The following is a 22,495-nucleotide window of genomic DNA, read 5'->3' as shown; positions in this document are numbered from 1 at the left end:
AATGCTTTTTGCCGGGAAAGTCGTGTCAGGGCGCCCTGAAAGCATTTTTTTCTGGGCATTTGTTTACACTTTGGCAATATAGTATGCTTGTGCATGGAAGCCTTCATGGTATACTATAGAAGTATCACACGGAAAGACCATTTGCATTGAGAAGGGGGTATACGATGAACACGATAGGCCAGACCAGAATGCCCGATCCAATGCCGGAAAGGGGACCGGGAGGAGCGCCCGCCCAGGATGCTCCCCAGGCCCGGGAGGCAAAGGACCAGGTCACCATATCAGGAAGCGGCGGCGTCATGTCGCTCCCCAGGAAAGCCCTGGAGACCGCGGCGGGCGCCATCGGCGGCGCTATTGAGACAGTCGTCAACGTGCCGGCAGGGTTCGTGGGAGGCATGGTGGAAGGCGTCGATGAGGGAAGCGGCTCCACGCCTTTCCAGGTTGCCACAGTGCTTGAACTGGGAACGGCAGGAGCCCTCGGCGGCGCAGCGGTTCTCGGTGTGCCGGGAGCCATAGGCGGCGGTATAGCCGGAGTAGTCCTTGGCGTCATAAGGCTCGGCGTGCAGCACGAATGCGATGCCGACGACAAGATGACAGAAAAGCTCGAAAAGTCCGTGAAAAAGGCGGTAAGCAATAACGTGCCCAGCGGCAAAAAAGCCCGCGATATGGCAAAGAACGCCACCGAGGGAGCCATCCTGGGCTCCATAGTGGAAGGAAGGGAAGGCTTCAAGACCGGCTTCCAGGAAGGGAGAGGCCTTGTGAGCGGCGTCATAGAAGGAGCCAAGGGCGTGGGCGGAGTCATCACCGGCAAGATCGGTCCCAAGCCTCCTGCCGAAAGTGGCAGCGCCGTTCAGGACGGCCAGGCAGAGGGAGCAGAAAAGAGCGGCATGGCCAAGATTTTTGACGCCGTGCTCGGGCTCCCGAAGAAAGTTGTCGGAGTGGCAGCGGGCCTCTTCTCCGGAACCATAGGGGCAGCGATGAGCACGCCGGCTGGGCTTATCCAGGGCATCGGCGAAGGGGCGAGCAAGGAGTTTGACGGTATCCACAACGGCTTTTATAAGTTCCAGAGGATGCTGGGCTTCCTTGAGTTCGGTGCCGCAGGTGCAATCAGCGGCTTCATGATGGGAGGCCCTGTAGGGCTCGGCATAGGCCTGGGATCGGGCCTCATCGCCGGCGAAGTGGTGAGAAGAATTGAGAAGAAGAGCGGCGCCGACAAGGAGATCACCAACAACATCTCCCAGACTCTCGAGGCAGCCGCATCAGATAACCCCGAAACGGACAACAAGGTCCATGACACCTTCAGGAATACCATTGAGGGAGCCATGGTGGGAACAGCAGCCGGCGCCAAGGAAGGCTTCAAAAAAGGCTTCGAGGGCGGCGTAGGCGTGGTGGATGGTGTCGTTGAGGGCGTCAAGGGCTTCTTCGGCGCCGTGACCGACATCGCAGGGAAAAAGAAGTAGACTGGAAGGAGGCAAGCATAATGGTGAAGATAACAGGTTCTCAGATTCCACCGCAGGCGGAACGCCCTCAAGGCGCGCCGCAGCAGAAGGAAGAGCAGGCGGCCCCTTCACAGGCCGACTCAGTAAATATCTCGGGAAAATCGACGGGTACCGTCGGGAAGATACTGAAAGGGATCGCCATGTTCCCCATCAAGGCCGCCGAGACGGCATCGGGGATCGTCGTAGGCACGGCGAGCGCGGCGATTCACGGCCTCCCGGGCACTGCCGAAGGCATCTCGGAGGCGGTGAACAAGGAGACCGACTACGTTGACACAGGGTGGTACAAGGCGACCTTGATGGGAGAGTTTATTGCAGGGGGCGCCGTGACAGGCTTCATGCTCGGAGGTCCCGTGGGTGCAGGTATAGGCGCCGCGGCAGGCCTCTTTACCGGCGGCCTGCTTCAGTTCTTCGAAGGCAAGGCCCGTTTCCCCAAGGAGTTCTGCCGTGCCGTCGAGGAGTCCGTTGACACAGCCATCCAGGACAACCAGGGCCCAAGCAAGGCCCAGACCTTCAGCCAGGACATCACCGAGGGCGCCATCGTGGGGACCGCCGTGGGGATGAAAAAAGGATGGGACGCCGGGTATGAGGCCGGCAAGGGAATCATAGGCGGCGTGAGAGACGTGGCCGAGGGTGTCATCGAGGGCATCGAAGAGGCCATCAAGTTCAAGGACGAAGAGTAGGACGGGAGGGATGACAATGACGATAGACAAGCTTTCTGCACAGAATGGAATGATGACGGGCGCTCCCATGCGCGCGCCGAAGGATGCCGGTGAAGGCCCGGCCCCCGCGGCCGAGCAGAAGGACGAGGTAAGCCTCTCCTCGGGAGAGTCCCTTGGGAAAAAGCTTATCTCGCTTCCGGGAAAAGCCTTCAAGGAGGTCGTAGGCATAGCCCACGGCACCGTCGAGGCTGCCATCGGGGCAGTGCCAAGCGCTCTCGGAGGCATAGAGTCTGGCCTTTCAGTGAGACGCCCCGACGGCCAGTATGAAGGCCACAAGGGAGATGCCGACGGGGGGTACGGCGTAGGCTATGTGCTCCAGGCCGGTGCGGCAGGTGCCGTGGCAGGCGGGGTCATGGGCGGGCCATGGGGAGTCGCTATCGGCGGCGGCGCAGGGATTGTCGCAGGCCTCGTGAAAATGGGAATCGATCACGAGACGGGGGCGATGAAAAGAGTCACCGGCAGCATAGAAGATAAGACATACGGTCCGATCCTTGACAATATACCTACAGGTGACAAGATGTATGACGCCGGCAAGAACATCTCTGAAGGCGCCATCGTGGGCATGAAAGCCGGCATCAAGGAGAGCTTCACAACGGGGAGGGAAAAGGGCCAGGGCACCATGTCGGGGCTCTGGGAAGGCTCCAAGGGCTTCGTGAGAACCCTTGCCCATTCTTCAGAGGAAGCCCCTCCTGCAGCACCCCAGGAGCCCAAGACCCTGGGCGAAAAGTTCAAGGACGCCGCTCTCTTTGTCGTAGGCGTCCCCAAGGAGATCCTCAAGGCGGTTTTCGGCGCAGCGGCAGGCACTGTCGGCGCCGTGCTCACCACGCCCAACGGGCTTATTGAGGGAGTAATCCAGGGAGCGCACCATCACGGAGATGCATCCAGAATCAATGTCGATACAAAGCTTCACAGGGCGCTGCTCAAGATTGAGACGACCCTTATAGGCGCAGCGGCAGGCTCCATTGCAGGCCCCCTCGGCACTGTGGGCGGCGCGGTGGCTGGAGCTCTGGGCGGCCTTCTCGTGGGCGGGGTGCTCTCGAGGATCGAGCATGCCACGGAAACAGACAAAGACATTGCCAAGGGAATCGAGAACAGCCTTAAACGTGAGATGGCTGATAACAAGGATCTCGGGAGCCCCATCGCAAACGGCCACCGCAACGTGATAGAAGGTGCCATGGTAGGCACGGCGGCGGGCATAAGGGAAGGTTTCTCCACGGGATATGACGCCGGCGCAGGCTTTGTCCAGGGCGTGGCGGACTCGGTAGTGGGCGTGGGCAAGGGCCTCAAGGGCGCCTTCGACGCCCTCAAGAATCCCGCTCCCCCCAAGCCGCAGGCAGAGACCGAAGAGTAAGAACGGAGGTATTCACAATGACGATGAATGGAGTTCCCCAGGTAGGTCCCCAGAACTTTGACAATAATCCCGTGCGGCCTTCACAGGCGCCGCAGGCAGGAGAGGAGCAGGCACCGGCCGCTTCAGGCGACCAGGTGGAGCTGTCGCCTGAAAAATCGACGATAAAAAAGATTGGCGAGGCCATAATAGACTTCCCGGTGAAGGTACTGGAAGTGGGCCTTTCCACGACGCTCGGAGCGGCATATGCCGCCAAGAACGTGGTCCCGGGAGCCCTCGAGGGCGTGAATGAGGGAGTGGCTGATTACAAGGGAAGAGGCCGCTCAGGGTGGTTCACCGTGGGCACAATCGGCGAGTTCGTCGCCGCCGGCGCCGCCACGGGCCTGGTGATGGGCGGTCCCGTCACGTCGGGTATAGGGGCCGGGATAGGCCTCATCACCGGCCTCATAGTGAGAGGGCTTGAGTCAATAACCGGCGCCGATGATGTCATCGTGGAAAATATTGAAAAGAAGGTTGACAAGGCCATTGAGGATAACACGGGCGGCACGGCCATGCAGCTCGCCACGAGAAACGCCACCGAGGGGTTTATCGAGGGCGGCATCGTCGGCGGCACCGCCGGATGGCATCTTGGCAAGAGCCTTGGCAAGGGGCTCGTCGCGGGGATCCGCGGCGTGGCTGACGGCGCCAAGGAAGGCATCTTCGGGAAATAAGGGAAGGGAGAAACGAACATGACGCAGAGCATAGGAAATGTCTCGACACCGCTTTCCACGCCGGCACCGCAGGCTCAGCGCGAGCGCGCGGGCGAGGACGGGGCGCAGCAGGCCCAGGACAAGGTATCCCTCGGGGGAGAGGAAAAATCCCTGGGAAGCAAGATACTGGGCTTTCCCAAGGCCGTTGCCAAGGGCGTGGTAGGCGCAGCCTTTGCTGCCGCAAGCGCGGTAATCCACACCCCCGCGGGCACCGCAGAGGGCATCGCCGAGGGGCTCTCGATGGATTATGACAACGTGGACACGGGATGGTTCACCGCTCTCACCGTCGGCGAGTTTGTAGCGGCAGGGGCCGCTACGGGGCTCGTGATGGGAGGCCCTGTCACGGCGGCCATAGGGGCAGGCGTGGGGCTCATCGCAGGGAGCCTCGTGAGGGCCATCGAGGGGAAGGCCGGCTTTGCCGAGCGCTTCACCGAAAAGGTGGAAAAAGCTGTTGACGAATCAATCAAGGACAACAAGAGCGACAGCAAGATACGCCTCATTACCCAGAACGTCACCGAGGGAGCCATCACGGGCACCATGGTGGGCTTCAGCGAGAGCCTCAAGGAAGGCTACCAGGCAGGAGCCGGGATCGTGGACGGCGTGTGTGACGTGGCCACTGGTCTTGGCCAGGGAGTCAAGGACGCCCTCTGGAACAACAGGAAATAGCTCCCTCTCCATGCTGACACCAAAAAGCCCTGCACCTTGTGCGGGGCTTTTCTTTTGGCGGAAAGAGCTGCGGCCCTTGCGATGGAAGGGCTCACTCTATGACTTCACGACGTACTCGTAATGCTCCCTGAATTCCTTGGGCGACATGTGGGCCGTCTTGGCAAGAAGCCTGAGAGCCTCCTCGTCCTCGAAATCCTGAGGCTCAAGGCGGATCATATATTCCTTGGCAATGGTGAAGGAGAGGGAGCTGGTATCCACCAGGCGCACCTTGGTCTTTCCCGTCTTGGGATCCATCATCTCCTCGAAGGGGATGGGGACCACCGAGTCGCCGTTGATGGAGATAAGGGCATTGGTGCCGCCCTTGTTGAGAAAATCAACGGCGGCGTAGCCCAGGTTCCTGGTATACTCGACGTCGAAGGGGCAGGGATGGACGCAGCGCAGCTCGTAGCCGAGCTCCTGGTCCACGATAGTCATCTTGATGTCGTGCTTCTTGAGCTTTTTCTTGACACCGAATTTCAGCACGTCGCTGATGTTGAGCTCCGAGAGGCGAATGTGGCCGTGCTCGTCGCGCTCGAGGCTCTCGAGCTTGGTGATGTGCTTCTCAATGTCCTTCTCCTCGAGGAACTCAAAAAAGCCCTCGGCCACGACGGCCACGCCGTACCCGTAGCCCTGGCTCAGGCGCTTGATGATGGCGCCCGTGATGGTGTCGATCACCAGGTCGATTGAGATCCTCCCGATAAACTCCTCGGGGATGAGGGTGATGGTGGCCCCGGCTGACTTGCCGATGCCCAGGGCCAGGTGCCCTGCCTTGCGACCCATGGCGATGACGATAAACCACCTTCCCGAAGTTCTTGCATCCTCGGCAATCGTCGAGATGATGCGGGCCCCCTCGGAGCGCGCCGTCTCGTAGCCGAAGGTGGGAATGCCCGCCGGGAGGGGAAGGTCGTTGTCAATGGTCTTGGGCACATGGCAGCACCTGAGATCGAAGCCGATAAATTTCGCGTACTCGGTGACCTTTCTCGCAGAGAAGGCCGTGTCGTCACCACCTATCGTCACCAGGAAGCCCACTTCCATGTCCATCAGGGTTTCCGCCACATTCCGGAGCTTCTCCTCGCTCTTCGTGGGATTGGCCCGGGAGGTCCTCAGGATGCTCCCGCCGGTGAGATGGATGCGGCTCACTTTGGGGATATTCAGAAACTCTATGTTTTTCTCGCATTTCTCCAGGTGCTCGTACCCGTCATAAATTCCTATGACCGAGGCCCCTTTCTTCACGGCCTCGATGGTCACCGAGCTGATGACCGAGTTGATGCCGGGGGCAGGTCCTCCTCCCACGAGAATGGCAAGCTTTTTCCCTTTCAGCATGGTTTTCCCTTCTTTCCTTATTGTTCTTATGCAGCAGAGAGTCTGCCGCCCTTAATGCTTGTCAAGTATAGTGGAAGCCCGCAGGAGCACGGTCTTCCCCCTCTGGGGTATGACCATGCGGTGCTGCTGGAGAGCCAGCACCTTCTCTTTCTTCATCTCATTGATTATCTTGGTGATCATCTCCCTGGAGGTGGCCACCATGTTGGCAAGCTCCTGGTGGGTTATCTTCCTGTTGATGACGATCCCCTCGGGGCTCTCGACGCCGAAGGTATCGGCAAGCTCCAGGAGCTTCTTCGACAGGCGGTAATAGACGTTCAGAAAGGCAAAATCGGTGACCTCATCGGTAAGGTTCCGCAGGCGCCAGCACAGGAGCTTGATGATGGAATCCTTGAGTTTTGAATGCCTGTTTATGACCTGGTCAAAATCGCTTTTGCGGATCGAGAGGACCTCGACATCCTCGAGGGCCGTGGCCCCCGCAGAGCGTGGCGAGCCGTCAAGGAGGGCAATCTCGCCGAGGCAGTCATAGGGCCTGCTGATGATGAGGGTAAATTCCCTGCCGTCCTCATGGATGACGCTTATCTTCAGGAGCCCCTTCAGGATGACAAAAAGCTCCTGCCCCTCGTCTCCCTCTTCAAATAGTACCGTGCCCTTGGGAAATTTCTTTACATGGACAATCTCCTTGAGGCTCGTGAGATCGTCATCGGCCATCTCGGCAAAAAGCGGCACTTTCTTGAGAAGATCCTTCACGGGAATGGGAACACTCTTTTCCACGGCAACCTCACCTTCCGGGGTAAAAGTCTTTCCCTTCATATTCTCCCCTATGGGAAAGTATCCTCCTGGGGCACTTTATGGAGCGAGAGTCACGAACGGCGGTGAAGGCCTCACCATGGGGCGGAAGCCCGGGATAAGGGGTTACTTCCTGTGAATGTCGCGGATCTCGGTGCCAGGGTAATAGTATTTCAGGATATCCCTGTACCCTGAGCCCTGCTTTGCCATGCCGTAAGCTCCCCACTGGCACATCCCCACGCCATGACCCCACCCCCCGCCGGAAAAATGAAAGCGCGAAGGCACTTTCACCAGCACCTCCTCGAGATGGCCTGAGAGCACGTCATTGCGAACCACGCGGGGAGACGGGCTCTCGGCTGTTTCCTCAGGGTACACGGCTCTCAAAACCTGCGCCGCAGAGGGGCAGAGGGGTCCTATTCCTGTAAGGACAAAACCTGCCAGGAGCCTCGTGTCATCGGGAAGCTCCATCCTTGGAGCCACCTTTTTCAAGTCGGGAACAAGGCGCATGACGGCCACTTCGCGGGGCTCATCGGCTGAGAGGGTGTAGCGGGTGCTTTTCACCCTGCCGGGGCCCGCCAGCATCCTGAGCTCTGAGCCCTTGATGGTCTTTACCCCTTCGGTGGCGACAAGGGTCACCTCGCCTACCCTCCCTGAGCGGCTCGCCCTGGTGATCTTCACCTCCAGCAGATCGCCGGTGAGGATCCCCCCCTTCTTGAGGAGCCCTCCCAGATCATCAAGAGAGATATCATAGACCCACGAGCGGCACGGTGACACATCACAAAAAGGGCAGGGAACGCCCTTCAAGAACGCGCCGTCCTGGGGGAAGACCTCGCTGCCATCCTCGGTGTGTCCGCCGCAGGTGGAATGGTAATAGGCCTTGATCACTTTGTCCTGGTAGAAGATCACCTGCCCCCTCGTGTCCCTCACGGCGCCCATGAGAGCCGGCACCTCGCCTGCAAGCCCCGAATAGACCTGGTCCTGCGTGGTGCAGAAAACGTCGAAATCCTTGTCCCTGGGGTGCTCTTTCTTGTAGAGCACATAGGTTCGCGCCGCCACGGCCTGGGCCTTGAGAGACTCGGGAGGCCACGAGGCCGACACCTCGCCGCCCAGTACGCCCGCCAGGTAGTCCTCGATGTCCACATGATTCACTATAATGAAGCTCTCGGGCTTCCTTTTTATCACGGCGATCTTTCCCCTGTAAGCTTTCCCGTTCACGGAGATCGCGTCTTGCTCACGGGAGGGGGTAATCATGAAAGACTCAAGCGATGAAGGGTCGTCGTTGAAAAAGAACTTGCCGTCCTTGAGAGCAATGGCGGTGGCTCCCTTGAGAGTGAGAAGGGCATCGTTTCCTAAAAATACCTTCATATCGCCGCTGGAGGCTATTCTCACGGCGTCACCGGAGAGAAGGTGGACCCTGATATCGGTCTCATCCTCGCCGGGGTATACGGAAAAGGGAGCGCCGCATATCATCAGGAGCAGCACTCCCATAAGGCACATTTTCAATGGTACACGCCGCATAGAAGGTGAGATTCTCTAGAGGCGCCTCAGGTTCCTTTTTTTACGGGGAGCATCACTCCCCCGATAATTACGAAGTCGTCACCCTCCTCAATCTTGTTGCCGCTCTGCGGGTGGAGAAGCTGCGTTTTGGCCTGCGCCAGGGAGTCGGTGATGAGGAGGATCTTCATGAGTTCCTCGGTGACTTCCTGGGCGGACTTGCCGGGGAAGCTCCCCCGCTCCATCTCGGCGGCAATGAAAGCGAAGGCATCACGGGCCTCTTCGCCACGTTTTTCGCCGCCCATGACGGAGGCGAGCTTTTCAAACCTTGCGGCGCCATCCTTGAGATTTTCTGCATTGTTGAGCTTTGTGGAGATGATCCGGTAGTTCTCAACAGCCTCTTTTCCCTTTTTCTCATTGACCTCGGCCTGGGAGGCATGCATGGGCGCCTGGGGTGCGCAGTTCTCAGCGATGCGGAGAAAGACCTCCTTGCGATCCTCAAGGGATTCCTCTCTCACGGGCGCTGTGATGAGATCATAGGCTTCCTTTGTGGTATCATAACGCTCAAGGGACTTTGCAAGGTCCAGGAAGACGGCAAAGCCCGCGGGATTGTCCTTGAAGCTTTCCCTGGTCTCACGGTAGGCGGCAAGAGGCGACTCATTGTAGGAATAAGTGAGCGATTTCGCGAGGATGACGAACTGCCCGGCGGCAGCGTCCACGTCCTCTCCGGGGGCGATGAGAGCCGCCACTCCCCTGTAATTCTCAAGGGCATCGCGATAGCCCCGGCTCACTTCAAGGATGGAGAAGAAGGACTTTTCCCTGGCCTCGTATGCCTCACTTCCGAGGCTTTCATTGAGGGCAGACGAGACCTGTCCCGCCGCGTCCACCTCTTTCACATGCCTCAGGATGTTCCTGAAGCGCTCCTGTGCAATGGGATCAGTGCCATGGTGCTCCGCGAGGTACTGGTAAGCAGCACGGGCCTTGTCGCTCTCATCCCATGAGTCCTTCACATCGCCCAGGAGGCCGGCGAAAAGCGACGATGCCCCGGCAAGGTCGAGGCCTTCAGGAAGGTGCTTCGCCACAAAGGAGTAGTCATCGCAGGCGCGGCCCGTATCCTTCTCACCGGCGAGAATGGCAAGAAAGGCCCCTTCGCGGACGCCGTAGTTCTGGGAGCCCTGGGGATTTTTCAGGAACTTCATCGCCCTGATGCTCTCCTCGATGTCGCCCATCTCCCTGAAGATCCTCCCGAAGGACTCCTGGCGGTCTTTCTGCCCGTTGAGGTCCGTCCTGAGGTACACAAAGCCTCTCCTGGTCCTGTTGAGGGGCTTGCCTCTCTTTTCAAGGCCTTCCATGAGGCTGAAAAACTCCTTCGAGGCTCCCTCAAGTGTCTCGCCCTGCCCTAAGTGCGATTCGAGGGCCTGGTAATCCCTGAGGGCCTCGTCGTTGTCCCTCTCCTTCTCGACAAGGGCCACGAAGGTGTGCTCCCTGGCGGCGAGATCCTCCTTGCCCACGGGGTTCTGGATGAACTGGAGGCCGTTGATGGCGGAGTTCAGGTCCCCCGTGGCTTTAAGGAGCCTGTGGAAGGATTCGCACGCCGGTGAGCTCTCCTTAAGGTTCTGCTGGATATAGTTGTAGGCCCACTGCACATCCCTGGTGCCATGGGAGCCCACCTCGTCATAGAGGCGGAGCATCGTGGCCGATGACCCGTTGAAATCATTCTTTGAGGCGCTCGCTCCCGCCACGAGCTGGTAAGTGTTCTTTACATCGTCCAGATCTTTATCACGGGACGCGAGCTCCTGGAAGAACGAGGCCCGCTCCGCAAAGGTGGTGCCGCTCACGGGCTTCCCCACCATCTTTATCTCGGCCTGCGTGATATGGCTGCCGAGGGCTGCGAGCCTTGCCACGGCATCCTTGGCGTCTTTGAGCTCTTCCCTTATCTTCATGGGATCGGCAGCCTTGGCGCTGTCTATGGTCGCCAGAGTCACGCCGCCTGAGTCAATGATGACCTCCCGCGCCAAGGGAATATCTTTCCAGTCACCCGTGACGAGGTTATAGGCACCATAGGCTCCCACGGTTTCCTTTCCCTTTTCACCCTTCGCCTTGAAGGAGTAGCCCACCCCCTCGACATCGCCGAAAAGCTTGAGCAGGTCGGGCCTCTCCACCTTGGCCATGTCGAGGCTGCCGTAGAGGCCGTCAAGCTCCCTCACGTCGTTCGCGCTCTCCATGGGAAGGTAGGTGAGGGATTCCCTTTTTACCTCAATGGCTCCCTTCTCCTTGGCGCTCCCATGCTCCAGGACCTCTGCGGCGCCTTGGGCGGTGAGGGCTTTGTGCTTGTCCGAGAAAGGAAGCCACGAAGACTTTTTCGAGAAGAAAGAAAAGCCCTTTGTCTCAATGTTCTGGAGCTTCGCCACAAGCTCGTCATGGCTCAGGGTGGCTATGGTGGAGCCCAAAGCGGCGCCCGTCATTGAGGCTGACGCTGAAAGGGCCGTGAAGGCGCTTCCATCGGCAAGAGATTCCATGGGAGCGGCGCTCCGTGAAGGAACGGTGATTCTCGCCATCTTCCTTGAAGAGCTGCTCCGGCCCAGCTGCACCGTATCCTGCGCGGCAGGCTCTCCCTTCCCCTGCAGTTCCCCGCAGGGCGCCGTCTTCTGGGGAAAAACCTGGGAAACACCGTAATTTTCTATCTTCATAAGCTCACCTTCGCTTTCAATGAAATGAAAAGAGAGCGGATCTCTCCCGATAGTCCTATTATAATCGTATCACGCCCCTTTTCAACAGTTCTTTTGTTAAGATAATGTAAATATATTGCCCGGGGCTTCAACCTGCGGGCGACACCATAGGCTCTGGAGCGCCGCGCTGCTCAGGCCGCCTCTTAAAGGGGCCATGTACCTGCGGAGAGGAAAAGGCCGGGACTCTGGCTAATATACTGTGCAATGCGGGCAGGACATCGCACCTGACAGAACCTGGAGGTTACCTTACCGTGAAGTCACAGAAAATGATTCGAGACCAGTTCCTGGCATTTTTCCGGGAAAGAGACCATGCCATAATGCCCTCGGCGCCTGTCGTCCCCATTGACGATCCCACGCTCCTTTTCACCAACGCCGGTATGAACCAGTTCAAGAACATTTTCCTGGGCACGGGCAGGGCGCCTCATCCCCGCGTTGCCGACACGCAGAAGTGCCTGCGCGTCTCAGGGAAGCACAACGATCTTGACGAGGTGGGCCGCGACACTTACCATCACACCTTTTTCGAGATGCTGGGCAACTGGTCTTTCGGCGACTACTTCAAGCGCGAGGCCATCCTGTGGGCCTGGGAGTTTCTCACCGGCACCTGCGGCATTGAAAAGGAGAAGCTCTATGCCACCTATTTCGGCGGCGATGACCGTGAAGGAACTGCCGCTGATACCGAGTCGCGCGACATCTGGCCTGAAGTGACTGGAATCGCTCCCTCAAGGGTGCTCCCTTTCGGAAAAAAGGACAATTTCTGGGAGATGGGCGAGGTGGGGCCCTGCGGGCCCTGCTCGGAGATCCATATTGACCTGGGCGAAAGCTTCTGCGACAAAAAACACCTCGCCGGCCACCGATGCGCGGTGAACGGCGGCTGTGCCCGCTTCATCGAGATCTGGAACCTCGTGTTCATCCAGTTTAACAGGAAGAAGGACGGGAGCCTCATGCGCCTGGAGAAAAACCACGTGGACACCGGCATGGGCTTCGAACGCCTCGTGGGCATCGTGGAAGGGACTCACTCAAACTATGACACCGACCTTTTCAGGCCTCTCTTCGAGGCGCTGAAAGAAATAACGGGGTTCGGTTACAAGGAGCACCGCGGCGAGATCGACGTGGCCCTCCGCGTCGTGGCAGACCACGTGAAAGCCCTCTGCTTCGCCATTGCCGACGGCGCCATCCCGGAGAAGAAAGGCCGCGGCTCGGTGCTGCGGAGCCTCCTCAGGAGGGCGGCACGCTTCGGGAGGCAGGTCCTCGCCATGAAAGAGCCCTTCATTTACCGTCTTCCCCCTGTGGTGGGCACCCTTTACCATGACATTTTCCCCAATGTCATGGAGCGTCTTGGCCACATTGAGGGCATCGTGAGGGAGGAGGAGGAGCTCTTCGCCCTCACCCTTGACAGGGGCCTGGGGCGCTTTGCCGCTGTCGTCGAAAGCCTGGGAGGCCGCACGGTCCTTGACGGCTCTGAGGCGTACCGCCTCTATCACCAGGACGGCTTCCCCAGGGATCTCATTGATCAGATGGCCGGTGAGCAAGGCCTTGCCGTTGACGAGGAGGGCTGGAAGAAGGCCGAGGAGGAGCACCGCGAGCGCTCGAAAGGCGAGGCACGGCAGGAGCCTTTCAGCCCTGACGACCTCGTGGGACTTGCGTCTACGGAATTCACCGGGTACTGGGAGCAGGAAGGCTCGGAAGAACTCGGTTTCGTGTCAAAGGCCCGCCCTCTGAAACTCGTGGGAAGGCAGGTCCTTATCCTTGACAGGACGCCTTTTTACGCCGAGGCGGGAGGCCAGGTGGGTGACAGCGGCACCATAGCGGCGCCAGGCTTCACCTTCAGGGTCGATGACACGAAGAAATCGGGTGACTATATCGTCCACATCGGGGAACTCGTCGAGGGCGCAGGAGGCCCTCTTCCCCCCGGGGTCGAGGCCCGCGTTGACGCCGGGCGCAGGAAGGGCATCTGTGCAAACCACACGGCGACGCACCTCCTTCACTGGGCTCTCAGGGAAGTGCTGGGCCCCCATGCCACCCAGCAGGGCTCGGAAGTAAATCCCCTGTATCTTCGCTTCGACGTGACACACCCCCAGGCAATAACCCCTGAGGAGCTTCAGAAGATAGAGAGCCTGGTGAACGAGAGGATATGCGACAACATTCCCCTCGCCATCAGCATAAAAAGGCTCGACGAGGCAAAAAGCGAAGGGGTGACGGCCCTCTTCGGGGAAAAATACGGGGACCTCGTGAGGGTCATCGACATAGGAGGCTTCTCCCGCGAGCTCTGCGGCGGCACCCATACGATGAGGACCGGTGACCTGGGCTTTTTCTACCTTGCCTCGGAGTCCTCATCGGAGGCCGGCGTGAGAAGGATCGAGGCGATGACCGGGATGGGCAGCCTTGCGAGAATCCAGGAGGTGCGGTCTCTTCTCAGGGCCGCCTCTGCCTCCCTTAATGCGCAGCCTTCCGATGTCCCCGCCCGCATCGAGGGGATGATCACCCAGGTGAAGGAGCTCAAGAAAATGAAGGCCCGCGAGGAGAAGAAAGACCTCAAGGCCCTGAGGGAGGAGCTTCTCGACAAGGCTCTTCATGCCGGCGGGGCCAGAATTGTCCTGGCTTCCTTCAGGGACATTGCCCCCGCGGCCCTGGGAGAGCTTGCCGACGAGCTGAGGGGAGGTCCGGTGCCCGTATGCGGGATTATCACCTCGGGGGAGAAGGATAATCTCGTCATCATCGGCTTTGCCTCCAAGGCCCTCGCGGGAAAAATCCACATCGGGAACCTTGTGAAAGAGACGTCGGCATTCCTCGGGGGAGGGGGGGGAGGCCGCCCCGACTTTGCAAAGGGCGGCGGCAGGCATGGGGAGAAGCTCGAAGAAGCCCTTGCGATGGCGGGAAAAAAGCTTGAAGAGGGGCTCGGGCATCTTGACTGAGCCTGACCCCGGTCACGACATAAGGTAAGGAGAAACAACATGGGCTACGACTTTGCACAGCTTGAGAAAAAATGGCAGGAAAAATGGGAAAGCACCGGCTTGTTCCGCACCAGTGAAGCGCCGCGGAAGAAATATTACCTGCTGGTCATGTTCGCCTACCCGTCGGGCGACATCCACATGGGGCATTTCAGGAATTACTCCATCGGAGATGTCATAGCCCGCCACAAGATGATGGAAGGCTACGATCTCCTCCACCCCTTCGGGTGGGACGCTTTCGGGCTCCCTGCCGAGGGGGCGGCCATCAAGGCCGGAGTGGACCCTGAGGAATGGACCCTCAGGAATATAAGCGTCTCAAGATCCACTCTCAAGCGGCTGGGAATAAGCTACGACTGGTCAAGGGAGGTGATCACGTGCCTTCCCGACTACTATAAATGGACGCAATGGATGTTCCTGCAGTTCTTCAATGCGGGACTGGCCTACCAGGCGAAGTCCCTGGCCAACTGGTGCCCCGACTGCAAGACAGTCCTTGCCAACGAGCAGGTGATAAACGGCCTCTGCTGGCGCTGCAGCAACGAGGTGACCAAAAAAGACCTTGTCCAGTGGTTTCTCAGGATCACCGATTATGCCGACAGGCTCCTGGAAGGCCTCGACACCCTTGAGGGGTGGCCCGAGAACATCGTGGCCATGCAGCGCAACTGGATAGGGAGAAGTGAGGGCCTCCAGATTGATTTTCCCCTCAAGGACTCCCCCCATAAGGTCTCAGTCTTCACCACGAGGCCTGACACTCTTTACGGCGTCACCTTCATGGCAATGGCACCTGAGCATCCCCTTGCGAAAGAGCTTGTAAAGGGAACGCCCCAGGAGGGCGCAGTCCTGGAGTATATCAACAAGAGCCAGCTCAAGAAGGAGATTGACAGGACCTCCACGGTAGGCGAAAAGGACGGGGTCTTCTCAGGCTCCTACGCCATAAATCCCATGTCGGGCGACCATATAGAGCTTTGGATAGCCGACTACGTGCTGGCCTCCTATGGTACAGGCATCGTGATGGGAGTCCCTGCCCATGACCAGAGGGACTTTCTCTTCGCGAAGAAGTACGGCATTCCCCTCAAGGTCGTCATCGAGCCTCCAGGGGAGCGCCTCGACGCCGCCACCATGGAAGAGGCCTACGTAAACGAGGGGGTGATGACCCACTCGGGGAATTTCAGCGGCATCCCCTCACCGGACGGGATCTCCGCGGTCTCCCTCGCCGTCGAGGAGAAGGGCGCGGGAATGAGAACCATCAACTACCGCCTGAGGGACTGGCTCGTCTCCCGGCAGCGCTACTGGGGCGCTCCCATTCCCATCATACACTGCGATAAATGCGGCACCGTGCCGGTCCCAGAAAAGGATCTGCCCGTCCTTCTCCCCAGGGGCGACATTGATTTTGTCCCCAAGGGCCGCTCGCCCCTTGAGGACTGCCAGGACTATATCAGGACAAAATGCCCTGCCTGCGGCCGCGATGCCCGGAGAGACCCTGACACCCTTGATACATTCATGTGCTCTTCATGGTATTATCTGCGCTATGCCGATCCCCATAACGAATCGGCTCCCTTTGACAGGGAGAAGGTGAAAACCTGGCTTCCCGTGGACCTCTATATCGGGGGAAGCGAGCATGCATGCGGCCACCTGATTTACTTCCGGTTCTTCAACAAGTTCCTCGAGGACAAGGGGTGGGTCCCCTACGACGAACCGACGCTGCGCCTCTTCAACCATGGGATGGTCCTCGACGAGAAGGGCGACATCATGTCCAAGTCCAAGGGGAATGTCGTCTCGCCTGTGAGGCTCATCGAGGAGTCAGGCGTGGATGTGTCACGGCTTGCCATGTTCTTCGCCTCGCCCTCTGACAAGGAGGTCCTCTGGAGCGACAATTTCATCGTGGGAGTAAAGCGCTTTGTGACGCGCCTCTACAGCTTCTTCATGGAAACGGGAGAAGACTTGTTCAGGGAAGAGCCCCTCCCGGCCTTTGATAGCCTCGACAGCGAAGCGCAAAAGCTCATGATAGCCACCCACAGGCTTACCAAAAAGGTTTCCGAGGATATTGAGCGGTTCCACTTTAACACGGCCATTGCCGCCATGATGGAATTCTTCCCCCTGGTGGAGGGCTTACAGGAGCCTGACAGTGTCAAGGCCTTCGCGATGAAAAGGCTTGCCCTCCTCATCGCACCTTTTGCTCCGCACCTTGGAGAGGAGTTCTGGGAGCACATGGGTAACAGGGAGTCCATCTTCAGGAGCCCCTGGCCCTCTTATGACGAAGAACTCCTGAGCCGCGACATGATAACCATCGTGATACAGGTGAACGGGAAGGTGAGGGAGCGTCTCGTCATCGCCCAGGACACGGGCGTCGAGGAGATGGAGAGAGCGGCCCTTGCCTCAGTCAGCACTCTCCTTGCAGGAAAAGAGCCGAAAAAAGTCATCACCGTGAAGGGAAAGCTCGTGAATATCGTGCTATGAGCGGGCCACGAGATTTTCGTCGGCTCCTTCGCTGCCGGAACTATCACCGGGAGCCGCAGAAGCTTTCGGCGGCGGCGCGGGAGCTGCCTCGGGGAAAGTGATGATGAAGGTCGTGCCTCCCTCGGTCTCGCAGCGCACCTTGCCTTCAAGCTGCTCCTCGGCGATGAGCTTCACAAGCTCAAGGCCCAGGCTCTCAGGGTCCTCGATGCTCCGGGGCTGCGATATTCCCACGCCGTCATCGCCCACGGTGAGCTCAAGTGTGTTCTCTTCCCTTCGCAGCAGCCGCACGGTCACCTTTCCCTTCCTGTCTCCGGGGAAGGCATACTTGATGGCGTTCAGCACCAGCTCGTTGATAATGAGGCCGCAGGCAATGGCGCTCGACACTCCCAGGGCAAGATCCTCTATCTCAATGTGGGAGGTAATTTTATTCCCTATGGGAAAATAGACTCTGAAAAGGGACTGCACGAGTTCCTTGATGTAGTCCCGGGGATCGATCCGGGTCATGCTCTCCATGTGGTACAGCTTTTCATGGAGAAGGGCCATGGCCCTGATCCTGTTCTGGCTCTCCTGGACAAAGACCGCCACCTCGGGATGCGACGAGCCTCTCCCCTGGAGGCTGAGAAGGCTTGAGATGACCTGCATGTTGTTCTTCACGCGGTGATGGAGCTCCTTGAGGAGAAGCTCCTTCTCACGGAGTGAGTCCTTGAGCTCCTTGGTCCTTGTCTCTACGAGCTCCTCAAGGTGAAAACGGTGCTTTTCCAATTCCTGCTGGGCCCTGTGGAACTGGATGGCCCTGCCGATGACATCTGAGCCCACGCGGAGAATAGCCACGTCATCGTCGGTCCACTCCTTGGTGTGATGGCTGCCCTCAAAGCCGATGAGCCCCGAGAGCACTCCCCCGATGAAGAGGGGAAAAATGAGGAGCGACTTGATATGCCTGCTCTCGATGAGCTTTTTCTCATCTCGGGCCTCTTCAGGAATGCCCGAGGGCGACTTGATGTGGACGGCTTCGCCGGTGGCAAGCTGCTTGAGGCTCCACCCGAACATGGCCACAGGAAGGTTCCTGAGCATCTCCTTCTGAGAGGCGATGCCCTCGGCGCACCACTCATGCGTGTTGTCCATGTGGGTCCCCTCATTGTTGAAGAGGAAAAGATAAGCCCTGTTCGCCTGCCTGACAGTTCCGATATCCCTGAGAGAGCTTTCAATTGACTCATTGATGTTGTTGATGCCTATGAACCGCGACGAGATCACCGAGACAGTCTTTTCGAACTGGAGCCTCCGGGTGATCTCACGCTCAATCAACCGGCGCTCTTTCTCTGCCTTTGCCTTGAAAAGAGCTGTCTCCACAAGGACCTTGATCTCCTCCGCCTTGAAGGGCTTCACAAAGTAGCCGAGGGGCTCAGTCTCTTTCGCCCTCGCCAGCAGGGCATCCTCGGTATATCCGGTAAAGAAGACAAAGGGGGCCATGTGGTGCTCCTTGAGGCGGCGCGCAATTTCTATCCCGTCGAGACGACCGTGGCCCAGCACGATGTCTATAATGACAAGATCGGGGTTTTCCCTTTCTATGCGCCCGAAGACCTCTTCAAAGGCCTGGGTCACAAGCACTACCTCGTACCCAAGGACCGTAAGTATCTCTCCCACAAGTTCCGCAACGGTGCGATCATCTTCCACTATGAGAATTTTCTGTTTCATGGAGCATCCTTCTGCCTTTTGAGGATAGAATTCGCCTGGGGCTCACTTCTTCCTTCCTCGTGGCAGATTTCCCTGCTCTCTTCCAGGGAGCGGAACATAAAAAACAGGAGCACTGAAGATGCTCCTGCATTATGGCATGGTGTGGGAGAAAACATTGATCCCCAGGTCTTGGGAATCTCGTCTCTCTCCATCTTCCTGATATTCTTGATTACCGAGCACACGCCTGAGATAAAGGCTCCAGCGGCAGCGCCGGCAAGGGGGCCCGAGATGAGTAACCCCGCGGCGATCTCCCACCACGGGGTTTCTTGAGTGCGGAAGGTGGGATTTGAACCCACACGCCCTTTCGGACACTGGACCCTGAACCCAGCGCGTCTGCCATTCCACCACTTCCGCGTTCTGGCGATTCCTATTGTAGCATGAAAGGCGGCCCTTGTCTATATCCGCTCGATATAATCCTGGACAGCCTTCTTTTTTGCCTCGAGATACCGCTCCATCTCGGCACGGGTGTGAAACTTCCTGTTCTGGGCCTTCCACTCCTTGTGCTTCCTCGAGAGGCGGGAAAAGGTCTTTCCCCCTGTATAGACGAGAGAGATGAGCGACTTGGCATGAAAGGCATTCTTCTGATCGGGCTTCTCCTTGATGAAAATCCTTGCCGCTATGGAAGTCCCGTCCATAAGGTTCCACACATTCTTGCCCTCGTCAAAGACCCATTCCATCGTACCGACCGCCTGTGAGAATTTTGCAAGCCCCTGGGCCGCAGGGGCAAAGACAGGATTATAAGAATACGTGATCAGGGCGGAAAATCCTTTTTGCGGACCCTCTCAGGAGATGAGCCAGCCACCGTTTGAAAGGGCATCATCAAGAGCCTTGGAGTTCTTCCTGTGGGAGGCTACCTTCTTGCCCGTAGGCTTATCAAGCGCTTCGGGCTTCTTGAGCTCCTCTGCCTTTTTGAGAGCCTCAACAGCGTCAATTCTTCCCATGCCCTGGGTGTTTTCTTCAAGAGAGGGGAGCTTGTCGGCAGTGGAGCGGAGAATCTCCTTGATCTGCTCATGGGTGAGACTCGGATTTGCCTGGAGCATCAGGGCGCAGAGCCCCGCTACTATGGGAGTCGCCATGGAAGTGCCGTTGAAGGAGATATACTTGTCGCCCACATGGGGTATCTCGGGCATGTCGAGGGTCGAGCCGGGAGAGAGCGTCGAGAGTATGGCAACACCTGGCGCAAGCACGTCAGGCTTGGTGAGCTTGTCCTGCGAGGTAGGACCCCTGCTTGAAGAGTCGGCGATGGTGTCATCTTTTGTCTGGATGGTCTTCTTGTCGTCGATGGATCCCACCGTGATAACCATGGGATCTGTGCCGGGAGTGCTTATCGTTGAAGCGCCGGGGCCTTCATTTCCCGCCGCCACGACTACCACCATTCCCGCTTCTACGGCTTTTTCTGCGGCCTGAGCCCAGGGATCGTCCTTGTAGCTCTTGAGGGCATAATCACCAAGGGACATGTTGATCACCTTGATGCCATACTTCTCCCTGTTCTCTATCGCCCACTGGAGCCCCTTGATGGCTTCTGACACCGAGGTGATCCTCACTCCCACCAGGCTTGCATCGGGGGCCACGCCCTTGATCTTTCCTTCCGAGGCCTTGCCGCTTCCTGCCACGATCCCCGAGACATGAGTGCCATGACCGAAGGGATCGTAGGCCTCTTTGCCGCTCTTCGAGGACATGTCTTTCCATCCCACGATGCGGTCTCCAAAATCCTCGTGGGGAAAAATGCCAGAATCAATGACACAAACGCCCACACCCTTGCCGGTGATGCCCTTGTCCCATATCTTGTCGAGCTTGTAAGTCTGGAGATAGACATTCTTCTCTTCGTCACTGCCCCCCTTGACGTGGCTTGCAATGACGACCTGGGGATCGGGGAATTTGATCTTGCTGTCAAGGCTTACCCCCACATGGGCGGGAAGGGCGCTGATGAACTGCCGCATCTTGGAGGGATTTATCTCAACGGTATAGCCGTTGACGAGGGGAATCTCAGAGGTGATGCGGCCGTTATATTTCTCCTTGAGGAGTTTTTCGAGCTGTTTCTTGTCCTCAGGGGTTACCGACGAAAGAATGACGGGCAGTTTACCCTTGGGCGTCAGATCCCCTGCCGAGAAGAGCACCACATCTGCAGGAGCAGGTGAAGACTCCCCTGATGGGGAGGCCGGTTCTTTTTTGGGCGAAAGCTGCTTCGATGAGATCGGCGTTGATGAGTGCGTTCTGTCTATCTGCATTTTACCTGTGCCCTTCCTCCTTCATCAGGTTCTGCGAGACACCCCCCCTATTTAGAATATCATTGTTGCCCTTACCGGTCAAGAGAAAGGCCCCAAGAGGATGTTACCATTTTGTTAACATCCCGCCATACCCTGCGCCGATAAAAGAGGAAAAAGCTGTTTTCCACAGAACTCTTCCACACTTTATCACCAAGAAAGGGATGTATCATCTTGAGAAAGTGGGCCTTTCTTCTCCTCCTTGCAATGGTATGCATCGGGTGCAGCAGCGCAAAGCAGAAATCAAAGGATCTTTACCAGAAGGCCATGGTGCAGAAAAGCCAGGGCCATGTCCCTGAAGCGCTCTCCCTTTTAAGAAAGTCAACAGAGCTCTATGGGAAAAACATCCAGGCCTGGGTGAAATACCAGGACCTTCTTGTCCTCGGGGGGAAAAAGGACGATGCCGCGAGGGAATTCAAGGAGAAGCTCGATCAGAGCCCCAGGGACCCGGCCTGGCTTTACCTCTACGGCCGCCTTCAGAGCAGCGAAGAGAAAAGACAGTACTTCCAGAAAAGCATCGAGGCCAATCCCCGGTTTCCATGGGGCTATTACGGCCTCGGCATGCTCCTCCTCGAGGAGAAAAAGCCCCAGGAGGCCCAGGCTGACCTGGAAAAAGCCATCGACCTCGATCCCGACATCGCCGACGCCCATGTGCAGCTCGGCAAGGTTTACGCCACCCAGGGGAAGCTCCGCAATGCCGAAGAGGAATTCGGGAAAGCCGTGGAGCTTGACGGAAGCTCTCAGGACGGCTACTTTTATCTCGGCAACGTGGCCTTTATCAACGGAAACATCAATGAAGCCGCGCTGAACTACGAGAAAGTCCTGGAGCTTGACCCCGAGAACTTCAAGGCCAAAAATGCCCTGGCGAAGGTCTACCTGCTGAAAAACCGGACAGAAGAGGCCCTGGACATCTTTGAGAAGCTCATGGTGCGCGATCCGAGGAACGCCTGGACGGCTCTCAACATAGGCCGGGCAAAGTTCATGATGGCAAGGGAGAACGACGCCGTCAACGCCTTCAAGAAGGCAATCTCCCTCAGCCCTGTCCTCCCCGAGGCCCACTACCTCCTTGCCCTGGCCTACATGAACGAGAAGCGCTGGAGAGATGCGGAAGCAGAGCTATACCTCGTGGAAAAGAGCAGGAAGAACTTTCCCGGCTTGCACAAGGCCAGGGCCCTCATATACCTGTCAACAGGCCGGGAGGCAGAGGCGGAGAAGGAGCTCTCCCTCGAGGAGAAAACCAGTCCCCGCGATCCAGAGATTTCCTACATCAGGGGACAGATCCTCTTCCGCCGCTTCCAGATCCTCAAGGCCGAGGAGCAGTTCAAAAATGCCCTCTCCCTGGAATCGCGATATTACCCCGCCTACCTGGGCCTCGGCCAGATCGAGGAGTATTTCAAGGAGTACATAAGGGCCCTCCATGTGTATGAGGAAGCCCTTGTCATCTTTCCGGGCGACGCCGAGATCACCTACCGCATGGGCGTCTGCTGGTCCCTTCATGGCGACGACAAAAAAGCCAAGGAGTACTTCAGGCAGGCCTTTGAGCAGGGCTTTGACGACTGGAGCCGCATTGATGGCGACATTGCCATCCAGGGTCTCAAGGGCGACCCCGAAGTGGCGACAATGCTCACAGAAAACCGGAAAAAGAAGAGCTCCGTCGTGAAATACAGGCACTCGCAGCTCATAAGCAACCAGGACCTCATCTATAACCAGACCCAGCGGGCCTACAAAAAAATATAGGCACCCTCCGAA

16 protein-coding genes and 1 tRNA gene are annotated in these 22,495 nt (G+C 58.1%); 9 read left to right on the top strand and 8 right to left on the bottom strand.

Translation table 11 applies throughout. From position 1 onward, the window contains the following. Window positions 1-164: 164 nt before the first annotated feature. From RDV48_02590 to RDV48_02570, 5 genes are read left to right on the top strand one after another with little or no spacing between them, the layout of a single operon-like run. A complete protein-coding gene (locus RDV48_02590; protein ID MDQ7821664.1) occupies window positions 165-1,457 on the top strand; it encodes a hypothetical protein in 1,293 nt (430 codons plus the stop codon). Window positions 1,458-1,477: 20 nt separating this feature from the next. Beyond that, a complete protein-coding gene (locus RDV48_02585) occupies window positions 1,478-2,176 on the top strand; it encodes a hypothetical protein (GenBank protein MDQ7821663.1) in 699 nt (232 codons plus the stop codon). Between the two features lie 16 nt (window positions 2,177-2,192). After that, a complete protein-coding gene (locus RDV48_02580) occupies window positions 2,193-3,566 on the top strand; it encodes a hypothetical protein (GenBank protein MDQ7821662.1) in 1,374 nt (457 codons plus the stop codon). A 17-nt stretch (window positions 3,567-3,583) separates the two neighbouring features. After that, window positions 3,584-4,273 (top strand): hypothetical protein, encoded by a 690-nt coding sequence (locus RDV48_02575; protein MDQ7821661.1) that lies wholly within the window; start codon window positions 3,584-3,586, stop codon window positions 4,271-4,273. Window positions 4,274-4,291: 18 nt separating this feature from the next. Next, window positions 4,292-4,978, top strand: a complete 687-nt coding sequence (locus RDV48_02570) for a hypothetical protein (GenBank protein MDQ7821660.1) — start codon at window positions 4,292-4,294, stop codon at window positions 4,976-4,978. A 96-nt stretch (window positions 4,979-5,074) separates the two neighbouring features. Here RDV48_02570 and pfp read toward each other — a convergent pair whose 3' ends face one another. The 4 genes from pfp to RDV48_02550 all read right to left on the bottom strand — a co-directional run bounded on the left by pfp (window position 5,075) and on the right by RDV48_02550 (window position 11,310). Beyond that, window positions 5,075-6,340 carry a diphosphate--fructose-6-phosphate 1-phosphotransferase gene (gene pfp / locus RDV48_02565; GenBank protein ID MDQ7821659.1) on the bottom strand — a complete coding sequence of 422 codons (1,266 nt, stop codon included), beginning with the start codon at window positions 6,338-6,340 and terminating at the stop codon, window positions 5,075-5,077. Window positions 6,341-6,391: 51 nt separating this feature from the next. Further along, window positions 6,392-7,150 carry a Crp/Fnr family transcriptional regulator gene (locus RDV48_02560; protein MDQ7821658.1) on the bottom strand — a complete coding sequence of 253 codons (759 nt, stop codon included), beginning with the start codon at window positions 7,148-7,150 and terminating at the stop codon, window positions 6,392-6,394. A gap of 102 nt (window positions 7,151-7,252) precedes the next feature. Next, window positions 7,253-8,614, bottom strand: a complete 1,362-nt coding sequence (locus RDV48_02555) for a SpoIID/LytB domain-containing protein (GenBank protein MDQ7821657.1) — start codon at window positions 8,612-8,614, stop codon at window positions 7,253-7,255. Between the two features lie 56 nt (window positions 8,615-8,670). Continuing rightward, window positions 8,671-11,310: a hypothetical protein gene (locus RDV48_02550; protein MDQ7821656.1), complete on the bottom strand. Its 2,640-nt coding sequence runs from the start codon at window positions 11,308-11,310 to the stop codon at window positions 8,671-8,673. Between the two features lie 290 nt (window positions 11,311-11,600). Here RDV48_02550 and alaS point away from each other — a divergent pair, with 290 nt between their 5' ends. Then, complete coding sequence (gene alaS, locus RDV48_02545; protein ID MDQ7821655.1) at window positions 11,601-14,261, top strand: alanine--tRNA ligase; 2,661 nt, start codon at window positions 11,601-11,603, stop codon at window positions 14,259-14,261. 39 nt (window positions 14,262-14,300) lie between these two features. Further along, complete coding sequence (gene leuS, locus RDV48_02540; GenBank protein ID MDQ7821654.1) at window positions 14,301-16,751, top strand: leucine--tRNA ligase; 2,451 nt, start codon at window positions 14,301-14,303, stop codon at window positions 16,749-16,751. Here leuS and RDV48_02535 read toward each other — a convergent pair. Next, window positions 16,746-18,443: a histidine kinase dimerization/phosphoacceptor domain -containing protein gene (locus RDV48_02535; protein ID MDQ7821653.1), complete on the bottom strand. Its 1,698-nt coding sequence runs from the start codon at window positions 18,441-18,443 to the stop codon at window positions 16,746-16,748. The genes leuS and RDV48_02535 overlap by 6 nt on opposite strands. An 18-nt stretch (window positions 18,444-18,461) precedes the next feature. Between RDV48_02535 and RDV48_02530 the strand changes: the two genes are divergently transcribed. After that, a complete protein-coding gene (locus RDV48_02530) occupies window positions 18,462-18,752 on the top strand; it encodes a hypothetical protein (GenBank protein ID MDQ7821652.1) in 291 nt (96 codons plus the stop codon). Window position 18,753: 1 nt separating this feature from the next. Here the strand turns inward: RDV48_02530 and RDV48_02525 are convergent. The 3 genes from RDV48_02525 to RDV48_02515 all read right to left on the bottom strand — a co-directional run bounded on the left by RDV48_02525 (window position 18,754) and on the right by RDV48_02515 (window position 20,710). Continuing rightward, window positions 18,754-18,836, bottom strand: a tRNA-Leu gene (locus RDV48_02525). 41 nt (window positions 18,837-18,877) lie between these two features. Further along, complete coding sequence (locus RDV48_02520; protein MDQ7821651.1) at window positions 18,878-19,159, bottom strand: hypothetical protein; 282 nt, start codon at window positions 19,157-19,159, stop codon at window positions 18,878-18,880. Between the two features lie 105 nt (window positions 19,160-19,264). Beyond that, window positions 19,265-20,710 (bottom strand): S8 family peptidase, encoded by a 1,446-nt coding sequence (locus RDV48_02515; protein MDQ7821650.1) that lies wholly within the window; start codon window positions 20,708-20,710, stop codon window positions 19,265-19,267. A gap of 210 nt (window positions 20,711-20,920) precedes the next feature. Between RDV48_02515 and RDV48_02510 the strand changes: the two genes are divergently transcribed. Further along, window positions 20,921-22,483: a tetratricopeptide repeat protein gene (locus RDV48_02510; GenBank protein MDQ7821649.1), complete on the top strand. Its 1,563-nt coding sequence runs from the start codon at window positions 20,921-20,923 to the stop codon at window positions 22,481-22,483. The last annotated feature ends 12 nt before the right edge of the window (window positions 22,484-22,495 follow it).

Source organism: Candidatus Eremiobacterota bacterium, assembly GCA_031082125.1.
In the GTDB taxonomy this organism is placed as follows: domain Bacteria; phylum Vulcanimicrobiota; class CADAWZ01; order CADAWZ01; family Ess09-12; genus Ess09-12.
Note: the sequence above shows the minus strand (reverse complement) of the source record. Positions and strands in the feature narration are given on the sequence as shown.

Coding starts and splice junctions, on each gene's coding strand:
- RDV48_02590 (MDQ7821664.1), top strand. CDS start 165: ATGAACACGATAGGCCAGACCAGAATGCCCGATCCAATGCCGGAAAGG.
- RDV48_02585 (MDQ7821663.1), top strand. CDS start 1,478: ATGGTGAAGATAACAGGTTCTCAGATTCCACCGCAGGCGGAACGCCCT.
- RDV48_02580 (MDQ7821662.1), top strand. CDS start 2,193: ATGACGATAGACAAGCTTTCTGCACAGAATGGAATGATGACGGGCGCT.
- RDV48_02575 (MDQ7821661.1), top strand. CDS start 3,584: ATGACGATGAATGGAGTTCCCCAGGTAGGTCCCCAGAACTTTGACAAT.
- RDV48_02570 (MDQ7821660.1), top strand. CDS start 4,292: ATGACGCAGAGCATAGGAAATGTCTCGACACCGCTTTCCACGCCGGCA.
- pfp (MDQ7821659.1), bottom strand. CDS start 6,340: ATGCTGAAAGGGAAAAAGCTTGCCATTCTCGTGGGAGGAGGACCTGCC.
- RDV48_02560 (MDQ7821658.1), bottom strand. CDS start 7,150: ATGAAGGGAAAGACTTTTACCCCGGAAGGTGAGGTTGCCGTGGAAAAG.
- RDV48_02555 (MDQ7821657.1), bottom strand. CDS start 8,614: ATGGGAGTGCTGCTCCTGATGATATGCGGCGCTCCCTTTTCCGTATAC.
- RDV48_02550 (MDQ7821656.1), bottom strand. CDS start 11,310: ATGAAGATAGAAAATTACGGTGTTTCCCAGGTTTTTCCCCAGAAGACG.
- leuS (MDQ7821654.1), top strand. CDS start 14,301: ATGGGCTACGACTTTGCACAGCTTGAGAAAAAATGGCAGGAAAAATGG.
- RDV48_02535 (MDQ7821653.1), bottom strand. CDS start 18,443: ATGAAACAGAAAATTCTCATAGTGGAAGATGATCGCACCGTTGCGGAA.
- RDV48_02520 (MDQ7821651.1), bottom strand. CDS start 19,159: ATGGAATGGGTCTTTGACGAGGGCAAGAATGTGTGGAACCTTATGGAC.
- RDV48_02515 (MDQ7821650.1), bottom strand. CDS start 20,710: ATGCAGATAGACAGAACGCACTCATCAACGCCGATCTCATCGAAGCAG.